The following is a 12,380-nucleotide window of genomic DNA, read 5'->3' as shown; positions in this document are numbered from 1 at the left end:
CGCTCTCCTCCTCGGTGGCCGTACGGCTAGGGCAGGAACCGCTGACGTCCGCCGGCGGCGAACTCCGCACGTAGCGCGGCCTTGTCCTCATCGGTCAGCAGGGTGTATCCGGGACCGCCTCGGCCCGCCCAGCGGTAGACCCGGTCCCCGGTCCGCCAGCCGTCGTGCCGCATCTCCTTCTTGCGGAGCTTCCCTGAGCCGGTCGCCGGCAGGGCATGGGAGATCCGGACGAAGCGCGGCGCCGCCTTGGTGCCCAGGTCCTCCTGCTCCGCCAGGAACTCGGGCAGGCGGAGGTCCTCGAACGAGGTCCCGTGGGGCACCTCGATCGCGGCCATCACCTGGTCGCCCGACCGGGGGTCGGGCACGCCGAAGACGGCGGCGGCGACGATCCGCGGATGACGGCGAAGGACGCGCTCGGTCAGCAGTGCGGAGACGTTCTCGCCGTCCACCCGGATCCAGTCGCCTGAGCGCCCGGCGAAGTAGATGTAGCCGGCCTCGTCGACGTAACCGAGGTCACCGGTCCAGTACCAGCCGCGGCGGACCCGCTCCGCGTCCGCCGCGTCGTTGTTGTAGTAGCCCTCGAACCTGGCCGCGCCGTCCACGTCGACGATCTCGCCGATGGCCTCCTCGGCGTTGGCCACCCGGCCGTGCCCGTCGAGGACCGCCGGCCGACGCGGCCGCCCGGTCTCGGGGTCGACGACTCTGACGCCGCCGTGCGCCGGCCGTCCCAGCGCGCCCGCGGGACCCTCCGGCGCCCGCTTGATCATGCCGGCGCCCTCGCTCGACCCGTAGCCCTCCAACAGGCGGCAGCCGAAGCGGCGCAGGAACCCGTCCCGGTCGTCCGGCGACGCCTCCGTGCCGAAGCCGTGCGTGAGCGTGTTGTCCGCGTCGTCGATGGCCTCCGGCGTCGCCAGGATGTAGGCGATCGCCTTGCCGACATAGGTGAAGAACGTGACGCCGTGGAAGCGCACGTCGGGCAGGAAGCCGGACGCGGAGAACCGGGGCACCAGCGCGACGGTCGCGCCCGCCGCCAGCGACGGGGCCCACAGTGCCATCAGCGCGTTGCCGTGGAAGAGCGGCATGCAGCAGTAGGTGATGTCATGCCGCTGGATGTCGTATTTCGCGTGGTTGGCGTAGCCCAGCCCGGTGAGCCTTCCCTGGGAGCACCTGGCCGCCTTCGAGGCGCCGGTCGTGCCCGAGGTGAACAGCAGCAACATCTGGGTCCCTGCCGTGATCTCCGGGTCGCGGAACGGTTCGCACGCGTGCGCGGCCACCGTCTCGGCGTACTCCTCGCCGTCCACGAGGAGGAAGCGGTCGCGGGGCACGCCGATGTCGAGTCCGTCGAGCGCCTTCAGGCCGGCCTCGTCGGTGACGAGGAGTTGCAGGTCGGTGTGCCTGACCTCCTGCTCCAGGTCCGAGCCCCGGCGGGTGGAGTTGACGCCCACGATCGTGGCGCCGCTCAGCGCGGCCGCGCCGAGCCAGAAGACGTACTCCGGCACGTTGTCGAGCAGGACCCCGATGTGGAAGGGGCCGTCGATCCGCAGTCCGCGGGCCAGCGCCGCCCGGGCGGCGCTCGCGCGGACCACCTCGTCCCAGGTCCAGGTCCGCTCACGGGTCCGCAACCCGGCGTGGCCGTCACCGGTCCTGGCGAGCAGCAGATCGGCGATCGTCTCGTGTCGCACTGGTGTGGCTCTCTCCTCGGTCCCGCTCGTCTCGCTGGGTGGCGGAGCAGGGCCGACGTTAGTCAGCGGGGACCACCGCGGACCGGCGAGTCCCGCTGACCGGGAGAGGCCGAGGTCAACCGAAGAAGGTCAGCCGAAGAAGGCCTGCCCTCCGTCCAGCGGCACGGTGGCGCCGGTCAGGTAGCGCAGGTCCGGGCCGACGAGCGCGACGACGGCCCGGCCGATGTCCTGCTCGCAGTCGCCGATGTAACCGAGCGGGATCGTGCGGCGGAACGCCTCCGCCTCCTCCGGATTGGTCTCCGTCCACCACTTCAGGCCGGGGGACAACGCGTGCGGGGCGATGGAGTTGGCGCGGATGCCGTCGGGGCCCCATTCGGCCGCGGCCGTCCGCGTCAGCGAGCGGAGCGCCTGCTTGGCCGCGGCGTAGGCGCCGTACGTGGTGGGGTCCCACCGGACCATCGCGGAGGTGACGAGGTTGACGATGCTGCCGCCGCCGCGCCGCTTCATGTGGGGGTGGCACGCCTTCATGAAGGCGAACGCGGCGAAGGGACCGCTGCGGAAGCCCTTCTGGAAGGCGGCGTCGCTCATCGACAGCAGCGTGCCGTACGAGCCGGAGTAGGCATTGTTGACGAGGACGTCCACTCCGCCGAACCGCGCCGCCACCGCGTCGACCACCGAGGGGATCGTGTCCGTGACGGCGACGTCGCAGAGGAAGGGCTCGGCCGTCGCGCCGCGCTCGCGGACGAGCCCGCAGGTCGTCTCGAGCTTGGCCATGGTGCGCCCGACGACCGCGACGGACGCGCCCTCGGAGGCGAGGGCGAGCGCGATGCCCTGGCCGACCCCCTGACCTGCTCCGGTGACGATTGCGACTTTCCCGTCGAGACTTCCCATGCGTGCTCCCCGCTCAGCCGTGTGCCCGCCCGCAATAGTGGTGTCGCCCGGCCCCTGCCGGAAGGGCCGTCCCGGTGACCGGGAGACGACCCTCGGCAGGCGCACGCCCGGCGGTCACAATGAGCGCCCGAGAGAGAGGGCGCAGATGGGGACGTCGACAGATCCGAGAACCGCGGCGACGGCGATTGTGACCCGCCTCACCGGCCCCGGGGGCGAGTTCGAACTCGCCGAGGAGGAGGTCCTCGGCTCCCGGATGCCGGTCTTCAGGAACCGCCGCCGCAACCTCGGAGAGGTCCTCGCCGACTCGGCCCGGTTCGGCGACCGCGACTACATCGTGACGGCGGACGAGCGGATGAGCTACGCCGAGCACGCGCGCCAGGTCGCGTCGTTCGCCGAGGCGCTGCGCGAGGAGTACGGCGTGCGTCCCGGCGACAGGATCGCCGTCGCCGCGGCGAACCGGCCCGGCTGGATCGTGTCGTTCTGGGCCGCCGTCGCCGTGGGCGCCGTCACGGTCGGCTACAACGCGTGGTGGTCGCGCCGCGAGTTCGAGTACGCCCTGGGCCACACGACGCCGAAACTGGTCGTGGCGGACGCCAAGCGGGCCGTTCTCGTCGGCCCCGGCACACCGGTGGTGCGCATGGACGACATCCCCGTGCTGGCCGGGCGGCACCCCGGCGCGCCGCTCACCCCGCACGCCGCCGCCGAGGACGACCCGGTGGTCATCGTCTACACCAGCGGCACCTCCGGCCGGCCGAAGGGGGCGGTGCACTCCCACCGGAACCTCACGTCGGTCATCGAGTACCACCGCATGAACGACGCGATGACCCGCGCGTTCGGCGACCCCACGGACCCGGCGGACCGGCGTTACCTGATGGCGCTGCCGTTGTTCCACATCGCGGGTCTGCACAACCTCGCGGTGCCGCGCCTCGCGACCGGCTCCACGATCGTCATGCACCAGGGCGCCTTCGACGTCGACCGGGTGCTGCGACTGGTCGAGCGGGAGCGGGTCACCAACTGGGGGGCCGTGCCCACGATGGCGCACCGGCTGCTCGAGCACGGCGACCTGTCGGCCTACGACCTGTCCTCGCTGACCGCCTTCTCGCTGGCGTCCGCACCCTCCTCACCGTCGTTCAAGGAACGGCTGCGCGCGGGCTTCCCCGTGGCTCGTCAGTCGCTGGTCGACAGCTACGGCCTGACCGAGTCGGCCACCGCGATCTCCGTGGCGTCGCCGATGGACCTGGCGGAGGCGCCGGGGACGCTCGGCCGGCCCATCGCGACGGTGCGGATGGAGGTCCGCGATCCGGAGGGGTCGCCGGTGCCCGAGGGCGTCGAGGGGGAGATCTGCGCGCGCAGCCCGTTCAACATGCTCGGCTACTGGCAGGACCCGGAGGCCACCGCGCGGACGATCCGGGAGGACCGGTGGCTCCACACCGGCGACATCGGCGTGATCGAAGGCGGCCGCCTGCGCCTCACCACCCGCCGTTCCGACCTGATCCTGCGTGGCGGGGAGAACGTCTACCCCGCCGAGGTGGAGAGCGTGCTGTGGGAGCACCCGGGCGTTCTCGAGTGCGCCGTCGTCGGCGCCCCCCACCCCGATCTGGGTCAGGAGGTCGTGGCCGTGGTCGTCACCGGCGCCGAGCGCCCGGTGAGCGAGGACGAGCTTCGCGCGTACGCCGGGGAGCACCTCGCGTACTTCAAGGTCCCGTCCCGCTGGCGGATCACCACCGACGCCCTGCCGCGCAACGCCACCGGCAAGGTAATTCGCCGCGACGTCGGGCTGTCCCTCGGCATCACGGACGGCTGACCCGTCACTCACGAGCACCCGACAGAGCAGGAGCGTGCAGAGATGAGCCCGAAGACCAGTCTGGACGGCAGGACCGCCGTCGTCACCGGCGCCGGCGCCGGCCTGGGCCGCAGCGAGGCGCTCGCCCTCGCGGGCCAGGGCGCGAACGTCGTGGTCAACGACGTGGGATCGGCCGCCGACGACGTCGTGGCCGAGATCAAGGCCCTCGGCGGGCAGTCCGTCGCGGTGAGCGGCGACGTCGGCGACTGGTCCATGGGCGACCGCCTGGTCCAGGCGGCGGTGGACACGTTCGGCGGCCTCGACATCGTGGTGAACAACGCGGGCGTCCTGCGCGACAAGATGTTGTTCAACCTGAGCGAGTCGGACTGGGACGACGTCATCCGCGTCCACCTCAAGGGCCACGCCGCGGTGTCCCGTGCGGCGGCCGCGCACTGGCGGGCGGCCTCCAAGGCCGCAGGCGGGCCGATCTACGGCCGCGTCGTCAACACCGCCTCAGAGGCGTTCCTCTTCGGCTCGGCCGGCCAGCCGAACTACTCGGCCGCCAAGGCGGGCATCACCGCGCTCACCCTGTCGACCGCGCAGGGACTGGCGAGGTACGGCGTGCGGGCCAACGCCATCTGCCCCCGGGCCCGCACCGCCATGACGGCGGGCGTTTTCGGCGACGGCCCCGCGGACGGCGGGCTGGACATCCTCGCCCCGGAGCGAGTCGCCACCTTCGTGAGCTATCTCGCCTCCCCGGCCTCCGAGGAGATCACCGGCCAGGTGTTCGTCGTGTACGGCGACATGGTCGCGCTGCTGGCGGCTCCGACGGTCGAGCAGAAGTTCACCGCCGCCGACGGCGTGTTCTCCGTCGCCGAGTTCGACGCGCTGCTCACGCCGTACTTCACCGGGCGCGACCCGTACCGCACCTACGCGGCCCACGGTGTGGCCCGGCTCGACACCACCGGGACGCAGCGCACCTGAATCACCCGGAGTTCGAGCGCGGGGCCAGCAGCAGCCGGCAGGCGATCCGGATGTCGCTCTCCGTGTCGGGGATCGACATCCGGCCGTTGAGGCTCGACTGCAGCACGCCGTACCAGCACTGCATGAGCAACCGGATCAGCGTGACGTCGAGGTCGGTGGGGTCGTCGATCCCGAGCGTCCGCACGATGATCTCGCTGAAGGTGCCGTCGATCCGCCCGGCGTCGGCCACCGCGGCCGCGTTCGCCGCGTTCGCGGACTGGAGCATCGCGACCGCGAGCCTGGGCCGGCGCAGCAACTGCCGGCTGGCCTGCACCAGCACGTCGGCGACCGCGTCCTCCGGGCTCGTGCCCGGCGCGGCGCGCGGGATGGTCTCGTTGAACCGGTCGATCTGCTCGGCCAGCACGGCCGTGAACAGATGGGTCTTCGAGGGGAAGTACCGGTACAAGGTCGCGATCGCGACGCCGGCGGCCTTGGCCACCTCGTGCATCTGCATGCGCTCGAGGCCCTTGTCGGCCCCGATCCGCGCGGCGGCCCGGAGGATGCGCAGGTGCCGGGCCCGCTGCTCCGGGGAGCTGGGCTCCGCCGGCGCTCTGACCTCGGCGATTCTCGGCACGGGGTCCCCCCTGGTCGGTTCTGTCGGAACGACCATACACACCGCTACCGGCGGTGACGCGAGCCGTTCGTACCGCTGAGTGGGACGCACCTGTCCACAAGATGGGCGCGGTCTCCGGCCGCGCCCATCGCCCGGGCGGGCCCGTCAGACCAGGTTGTCCTCGACGGTCAGGCCGAACTCGCCCCTGCCGTACATCGCGAGGGCCCGCTCGACGTCGTTGGCCACATGCACGCTGCCCGCGTGGGCGTCCCGCCAGGCCCGCTCGATGGGGTTGCCGCGCCTGAGCGAGTTCCCCCCCGCGGTCTTGAACAGGATGTCGATCGCCTCCAGCGCCCGCTCGGTCGCGCGGACCTGGTCCCTGCGGACGCGCAGGCGCAACTCCATCGGGATCCGCTCGCCCCGGACGGCGTGCTCGTACACCTCGCGCACGTTGCGGTCGGTCTGCAGGATCGCCGCATCGATCTCCGAGGCGGCCCGGGCCACCGCGACCTGGGCGAACTGGTCCTCGGCGAACCGGCCGCCGCCCAGGCTCAGCCGTACGCGGTCGCGCATCGCCGTGACGTAGGACCGGTAGCAGCCGGCCGCCATGCCGATCACCGGGGCGGTGATCGCGGTCGTGAACACGCTCCCGAACGGCATCCGGTAGAGCGGCCCGCCGTTCACCTTCTGGCCGGGACCGCGGAGCTGGGCCTGCTCGTAGTTGCGCGTCGTGCGGTGCTCGGGCACGAACGCCCGCTCCACGATCACGTCGTTGCTCGCCGTGCCGCGCAGGCCGATGACGTCCCACACGTCCTCGATCACGTAGTCCGACCGGGGGACGAGCACGGTCATGAAGTCCACCGGCCGGCCCTGGGCGCCCACGACCAGTCCGCCGACCAGCACCCAGGAGGCGTGCTCGCAGCCGGAGGAGAACCGCCACCGGCCGGTGAGCTCATAGCCGCCCTCGACCGGGGTCAGCCGCCCGACGGGGGCGTACGACGAGGCCACGAGCGCGTCCTGATCCTCGCCCCAGACCTCGTCCTGCGCGGCCTCGTCGAACAGACCGAGCTGCCACGGATGCACGCCGAGCACGCTCGCCACCCACCCGGTCGATCCGCAGACCCCGGAGATCTCCCTGACGACCTCGAAGAACCACACCGGGTCGCTCTCGGCGCCGCCGTACCTCTTGGGCTGCAGCATCCGGAAGACCCCGGCCTGGACCAGCGCCTGGATCGTCTCCGCGGGAACCCCCCGATCCTCGTCCGTGGCGCGGGCACGCTCCGCGATCACGGGCAGCAGCGTGCGGACCGCCTCCAGGACCTCGTTGCTCATGTGTCGCTCTCCATGTCGCGTTCGTCCGGGTCTCTGCGTCCATGATGGTGCGTCGCGCCGATGAGCGCATGTCAGGGCCATCCCGGCCAATGGGACTGCCGCCCGGCCGGCCGGATCTGAATTGGCATGCTGGGAGGACGTGCGTCCTTGAAGGGATGGGTCACCGTGACTGCAGTCGAGGCCTCGACCACCGGCATCCGCGCCATCGAAGCGGAAGCGGTGCCCACGCGATTCGCCAGAGGCTGGCACTGCCTCGGCCTGTCCGGGCAGTTCAAGGATGGCAAGCCCCACACCGTCAACGCGTTCGGGCAGAAGCTCGTGGTCTTCCAGAGCGGCGACGGCGGCCTCAACGTGCTGGACGCCTACTGCAGGCACATGGGCGCCGACCTGTCCAAGGGAAGGATCAAGGGCGACGAGCTCGCCTGCCCGTTCCACGACTGGCGCTGGGGCGGCGACGGCCGCTGCAAGAAGATCCCCTACGCCCGTCGCGTCCCCCTGCGCGCCCGCACCGCCGCGTGGACCACGATGGAGCAGGACGGCCTGCTGTTCGTCTGGAACGACCCGGAGGGCAACCCACCCCAGCCGGAGGTGGCGATCCCCCGCATCGAGGGGGCCACGCGCGACGACTGGACCGACTGGGTCTGGCAGGAGATCGTGGTCGAGACGAACTGCCGCGAGGTCATGGACAACGTGGTGGACATGGCGCACTTCTTCTACGTGCACTACTCGTTCCCCACGTACTTCAAGAACATCTTCGAGGGCCACGTGGCGACCCAGATCATGAACGGCCTGAGCCGCCCGGACGCCCGCCCGCCTGGCAAGGGCCCGCGGATGCTCGGCAACTCCTCGGTGGCGTCCTACCACGGGCCGTCCTTCATGATCGACGACCTGACCTACCACTACGACGACATGGACCTCAAGTCCGTGCTGATCAACGCGCACTACCCGATCGACGGGAACTCGTTCATGCTGCACTCGGGCATCATCGTGCAGCACAGCGACAAGCTCCCCCGGGAGGGGGCCGAGGCCATGGCCCACAAGCTGGGCGAGTTCATCCTCAAGGGCTTCGACCAGGACGTCGAGATCTGGAAGCACAAGACCCGCATCGACAACCCGCTCCTGTGCGAGGAGGACGGGCCGGTCTACCAGCTCCGCCGCTGGTACGAGCAGTTCTACGTCGACGTGGCCGACGTCAGGCCGGAGATGGTGGAGCGCTTCGAGTTCGAACTCGACACCACCCGCCCGGTCGAGGCGTGGAAGCAGGAGGTCGAGGCGAACCTCGCCCGCCGGGCCGCGGCGGGCCGCCAGGCATGACGATCCGCGCCGACAACCGGCTGCTCGACGGCGCGCCCATGCAGCCGCTGGACTGCCACCAGTGCGGCGCGGAGGTCGAGGTGCGAAAGGCGAGCTGGCACCAGACCAGCGTCCAGTGGAGCTCGCAGGCGCTCGGGGCCTGCCTCGAACGGCGCGCAGCCCACTCCGGCGACGGCGGCGGGCCGGACCACGGCCTCTTCCCGGGCTGTACGGCACTGCGCGAGTCGATCGTCCGGGCGGCGCTCGACGGCGCCATCCCCGTCCCCGAGGAATGACCGGACCCGCCGGCCGGCACGCCTGCGCGCCGGCCCGGGTCGGCCGTGGATCGGCTGTGGATCAGCTGTGAGAGCCGCCGTCGACGCGGATCTCGACGCCGTTGAGATAGGCGCCGTCCGCGGAGGCCGCGAAGGCGATCGTCCCCGCGACGTTCTCGGGGCGGCCGGGCCTGCCCCACAGGGGATAGGTGCGGGCGTACCACGAGGTGTCGATGCCCGCGTAGGTCTCCTTGTTCGCCGTCAGAGGTGTGGCGATGCCACCGGGTGAGACGGGCACGACGCGGATCCGCCGTTCCGACAGCTCCGCGGCCAGGCTGATCGAGAACGACAACAGGGCGCCCTTGGAGGCCGCGTAACCGGTCATCCACGGGTGGGCCTTGGTCGCCGCCGTGGAGGTCACGTTCACGACCACCCCGGTGCGGTCCGGCACGTGCGGCAGCACCTCCCGGCAGAGCACGACCGGCGCGAACACGTTGATCGCGAAGATCTCCCTGTAGTCGTCGAGCCGCAGCGAGTCCATCGGCGTGACCCGGAGGACCCCCGCCACATTGATCAGCACGTCGATCCGTCCGAGGGCGGCGACGGCCGCGGCGGCGGCGGAGACCACCGCCTCCTCCTCCGCCAGGTCGGCCACATGGGCGACGAACCGGCCGGTGTCGCCGGCGAGCCCGCAGGTCTCGGCCAGCCCGGCGGCGTCCCGGTCCACGGCGAAGACCGTCGCCCCCTCGGAGAGCAGCCGCACGGCGGTCGCCCTGCCGATGCCGGACCCGGCACCGGTCAGCAGGACGTTCCTGTCCTCGAAACGGTTCATCCGTCCTCCATGTCTATGGCCGCGCCTGCGGCACGGCGGGTCGGGTCGCACTTGAGGCCGTGTCTTCCTTCGTCACGTCCTCACTCGTTCCTCGCTCCGGGCGCTCCTCAGTCCAGACCACGGCCGCGCCCCTCCCTGTCTATGGCCGCGCCTGCGGCACTAGGTCATCGGCCGCGCCTGCGGCACTGGGTCATCGCCTGCGGCACGGCGGGTCGGGCTCCCGTGGTCATTCGCCCGCGGCTGCGCGGCCCGCCCTGCGGCCGAAGAACGTGCCGTCGCCGAGCGACGTCCCGCTGATGTAGCCCTCGCCGTGGATTCCGGCACCGGCCCGGCCCGCGGCGTACAGGCCGGGGATCGGCTGCCCCGAATGGTTCAGCACGGCGCCGTCCACGGTGGTGTGCAGCCCGCCGAGCGTGAAGCCGGCGACTCCGGTCCCCTTGCCCGCGCCCTCGGCGTCGCCCGGTGCGAAGCCCTCCTGCGGATCGACGGCGGCGAGCGGCGGCCGCAGTGGCCGCAGCCACCTCTGGTCCTTGTGGAAGTAGGGGTCGCTCCCCCGCTCCGCGTGCCGGTTGTACACGGCGAGGGTGGCCTCCAGGGCTCCCGCCGGCATGCCGAGCGACTCCTCCAACTCGGCGACCGTCTCCGCGACGAACCGCGGGCGCACGCCCCACAGGTCCTCCGGCGGGATCTCCTCATAGCCCTTCTCGTCGATGATCGCCCAGTAGGGGCCCGGCTGGTGCCGTACGGCGGCCACGCTGAACAGACCCGGATAGACGTCCTCGTTGATGAACCTCTGGCCGAGCGCGTTGACGAGCATGCCGCGCACGAGGATCGCGGGCAGCGCCGTCAGGGCGATCTCCACGACCGACATGCGCCGGGTGGCCGCGCCGAGCGCCGTCGCCATCCGGATGCCGCCCCCGTCGTCGAGGCCGTCGCTGACCTTGCCATGGCCGAGCAGCACCGGGGCGTGGTCGGCCAGCATCTGCTCGTTGTCGACGAAGCCGCCGGTCGTGAGGATCACCGCCCGGCGTGCGCGGTAGGTCAGCGTCTCGCCGTATCTGCGCGCCACGACTCCGGCCACCCGGCCGTCGTCGTCCACGATCAGATTGGCGGCGCGGGTGTCGGCGTGGCAGGCCGCACCTGCGGCCTTCGCGGCCTCGGCCAGCTTCTCCATGAGCAGCCAGCCGCCGAACGCCTCGGTCGCCGGCCGATGCCCGCGGGGAACCGGCCGGGCGATCGTGTTGTACGGCCAGGCGTTCTCGCCCAGCCACATCAGGCCGTCGGTCGTCAGGGGCATCCAGGTCGGGGCGTCGTGCAACGTCTCGTTGAAGGTGAGACCCCGGCCGCGGAACCATTCGAAGTGCTCGACGCTCTCGTCGCAGTACAGCCGCAGCTTCTCCTCGTCGGCGTGCGGGCCGAGCGCCGCCTTGAGGAAGGCGAACATGTTGTCCGGATCGTCGTCGAAGCCGCACGCCCGCTGCACCGCGGTGCCGCCCCCGAGGTAGAGCTCTCCCCCGGACTGCGCCGAGGAGCCGCCGGGCCCGCCCGCGCGCTCCAGCACGAGCACGTCGGCGCCCGCCGCAGCGGCTTCGAAGGCGGCGGCCGCGCCGGCGCATCCGAAGCCGACGACGAGCACGTCGCATTCATGGTCGAAGGCTGTGATCGAATCTGCGGGCACGGGCTCGACCGGCGGCACGGCGCCCATGCTCATGCTCGGGACCCCGCCCCCGACCCCGCCCCGGGCCCGAAGGCGGCCAGCGGTTCGGAGCCTGACCAGTCGTGGCCCCAGTAGCTGTCGGCGCTGATCTCCTCGGCCGTGTAGTACGTCTCGTCGACGAGCATGCCGTCGGTGCCGTACTCGATGTCCCAGCCGCCGGGCGCGCGGACGTAGAAGGAGACCATCTTGTCGTTGGTGTGGCGGCCCAGGGTCGAGGAGATGGAGAAGCCGAGCTGGTTCACCCTGTCCAGCGCCCGGCCGACCGCGTCCAGGCTGTCGACCTCGACCATGAGGTGCACCACACCCGGGTCCCCTGAGTGTCCCGCCGGGGCGATCGCGAGGCTGTGGTGCCGCTGGTTGACGCCCATGAAGCGAAGCCGCCGGAACGGCGGCCTGGGCCGGCCCAGCTTCATCGCGCCGCGCGGCAGGAAGCCGAGCACCTCGGTGTAGAAGGAGACGGTCTCCTCCATCGTCGTGGTGGGCAGCACCACGTGGCCCATCCCCTGCGGGCCGGTCACGAACCGCTGCCCCCTGCCGGTGAGCACGGGGCTGTGGTCGAGCACGGGGCCGAAGTAGACCTCGATCGGATGACCGCCGGGATCGGTGAACGCGATCACCTGCTCCACCGCGCGGTCGATGGACTCCTGCTCGGAGAGCACCTTGACCGGCGTGCCGTACGCCTCGACGGCGCGGCCGACGGCGGCGAGAGCGAACTGGTCGCGGACCTCCCACCCGATGGCGAGCACCCGGTCGGAGTCGCCGGGGACCACGATGAGCCGCGCCTGCCGCTCGTCCATCCGGAGGTACAGGGCGTCCGGCTCAGGCCCGGAACCCTCCGCGAAGCCGAGCCCGTCGATCACGAGCTCGCGCCAGCGCTCGATGTCACGCGTCTGGACCTTGAGATAGCCCAGTCCTCGGATCTGTGTCACCCTGTCCACCAATCTGCCGGTGCCGATCTCGCTGCACCCACGCTCGGGCCTGGCCTGAGCGAGCGGCCGT

The 12,380-nt window shown here is 71.7% G+C and carries 11 protein-coding genes; 4 read left to right on the top strand and 7 right to left on the bottom strand.

Translation table 11 applies throughout. The features are described 5' to 3' along the window. Window positions 1–26 precede the first annotated feature (26 nt). Complete coding sequence (gene casI, locus Pmi06nite_RS12960; RefSeq protein WP_203953177.1) at window positions 27–1,682, bottom strand: steroid-22-oyl-CoA synthetase; 1,656 nt, start codon at window positions 1,680–1,682, stop codon at window positions 27–29. Window positions 1,683–1,811: 129 nt separating this feature from the next. Next, window positions 1,812–2,573: an SDR family NAD(P)-dependent oxidoreductase gene (locus Pmi06nite_RS12955; protein ID WP_203953176.1), complete on the bottom strand. Its 762-nt coding sequence runs from the start codon at window positions 2,571–2,573 to the stop codon at window positions 1,812–1,814. 145 nt (window positions 2,574–2,718) lie between these two features. Between Pmi06nite_RS12955 and casG the strand changes: the two genes are divergently transcribed. Both casG and Pmi06nite_RS12945 read left to right on the top strand, forming a co-directional pair. Further along, a complete protein-coding gene (gene casG / locus Pmi06nite_RS12950; RefSeq protein WP_203953175.1) occupies window positions 2,719–4,377 on the top strand; it encodes a steroid-24-oyl-CoA synthetase in 1,659 nt (552 codons plus the stop codon). A 42-nt stretch (window positions 4,378–4,419) separates the two neighbouring features. Beyond that, window positions 4,420–5,340: a 3-oxoacyl-ACP reductase gene (locus Pmi06nite_RS12945; protein ID WP_203953174.1), complete on the top strand. Its 921-nt coding sequence runs from the start codon at window positions 4,420–4,422 to the stop codon at window positions 5,338–5,340. A 1-nt stretch (window position 5,341) separates the two neighbouring features. Here Pmi06nite_RS12945 and Pmi06nite_RS12940 read toward each other — a convergent pair whose 3' ends face one another. After that, window positions 5,342–5,953, bottom strand: a complete 612-nt coding sequence (locus Pmi06nite_RS12940; RefSeq protein WP_239113860.1) for a TetR/AcrR family transcriptional regulator — start codon at window positions 5,951–5,953, stop codon at window positions 5,342–5,344. Window positions 5,954–6,097: 144 nt separating this feature from the next. Then, window positions 6,098–7,264, bottom strand: a complete 1,167-nt coding sequence (gene hsaA / locus Pmi06nite_RS12935) for a 3-hydroxy-9,10-secoandrosta-1,3,5(10)-triene-9,17-dione monooxygenase oxygenase subunit (RefSeq protein WP_203953172.1) — start codon at window positions 7,262–7,264, stop codon at window positions 6,098–6,100. A gap of 165 nt (window positions 7,265–7,429) precedes the next feature. Here hsaA and Pmi06nite_RS12930 point away from each other — a divergent pair, with 165 nt between their 5' ends. Both Pmi06nite_RS12930 and Pmi06nite_RS12925 read left to right on the top strand, forming a co-directional pair. After that, window positions 7,430–8,578, top strand: a complete 1,149-nt coding sequence (locus Pmi06nite_RS12930) for a 3-ketosteroid-9-alpha-monooxygenase, oxygenase component (RefSeq protein WP_239113859.1) — start codon at window positions 7,430–7,432, stop codon at window positions 8,576–8,578. After that, entirely contained in the window at window positions 8,575–8,853 is a 279-nt protein-coding gene (locus tag Pmi06nite_RS12925; RefSeq protein ID WP_203953170.1) for a ferredoxin, read from the top strand. Before Pmi06nite_RS12930 ends, Pmi06nite_RS12925 begins: the two co-directional genes overlap by 4 nt. 61 nt (window positions 8,854–8,914) lie before the next feature. Here the strand turns inward: Pmi06nite_RS12925 and Pmi06nite_RS12920 are convergent, their stop codons facing one another. The 3 genes from Pmi06nite_RS12920 to Pmi06nite_RS12910 form a co-directional block, all read right to left on the bottom strand. Then, window positions 8,915–9,664 (bottom strand): SDR family NAD(P)-dependent oxidoreductase, encoded by a 750-nt coding sequence (locus Pmi06nite_RS12920; RefSeq protein WP_203953169.1) that lies wholly within the window; start codon window positions 9,662–9,664, stop codon window positions 8,915–8,917. Window positions 9,665–9,890: 226 nt separating this feature from the next. Continuing rightward, window positions 9,891–11,375: an FAD-dependent oxidoreductase gene (locus Pmi06nite_RS12915; RefSeq protein WP_239113858.1), complete on the bottom strand. Its 1,485-nt coding sequence runs from the start codon at window positions 11,373–11,375 to the stop codon at window positions 9,891–9,893. Next, window positions 11,372–12,310: a VOC family protein gene (locus Pmi06nite_RS12910; protein WP_203953168.1), complete on the bottom strand. Its 939-nt coding sequence runs from the start codon at window positions 12,308–12,310 to the stop codon at window positions 11,372–11,374. The genes Pmi06nite_RS12915 and Pmi06nite_RS12910 overlap by 4 nt, the downstream gene beginning before the upstream one ends. Window positions 12,311–12,380: the final 70 nt, after the last annotated feature.

Source organism: Planotetraspora mira, assembly GCF_016863275.1.
In the GTDB taxonomy this organism is placed as follows: domain Bacteria; phylum Actinomycetota; class Actinomycetes; order Streptosporangiales; family Streptosporangiaceae; genus Planotetraspora; species Planotetraspora mira.
Note: the sequence above shows the minus strand (reverse complement) of the source record. Positions and strands in the feature narration are given on the sequence as shown.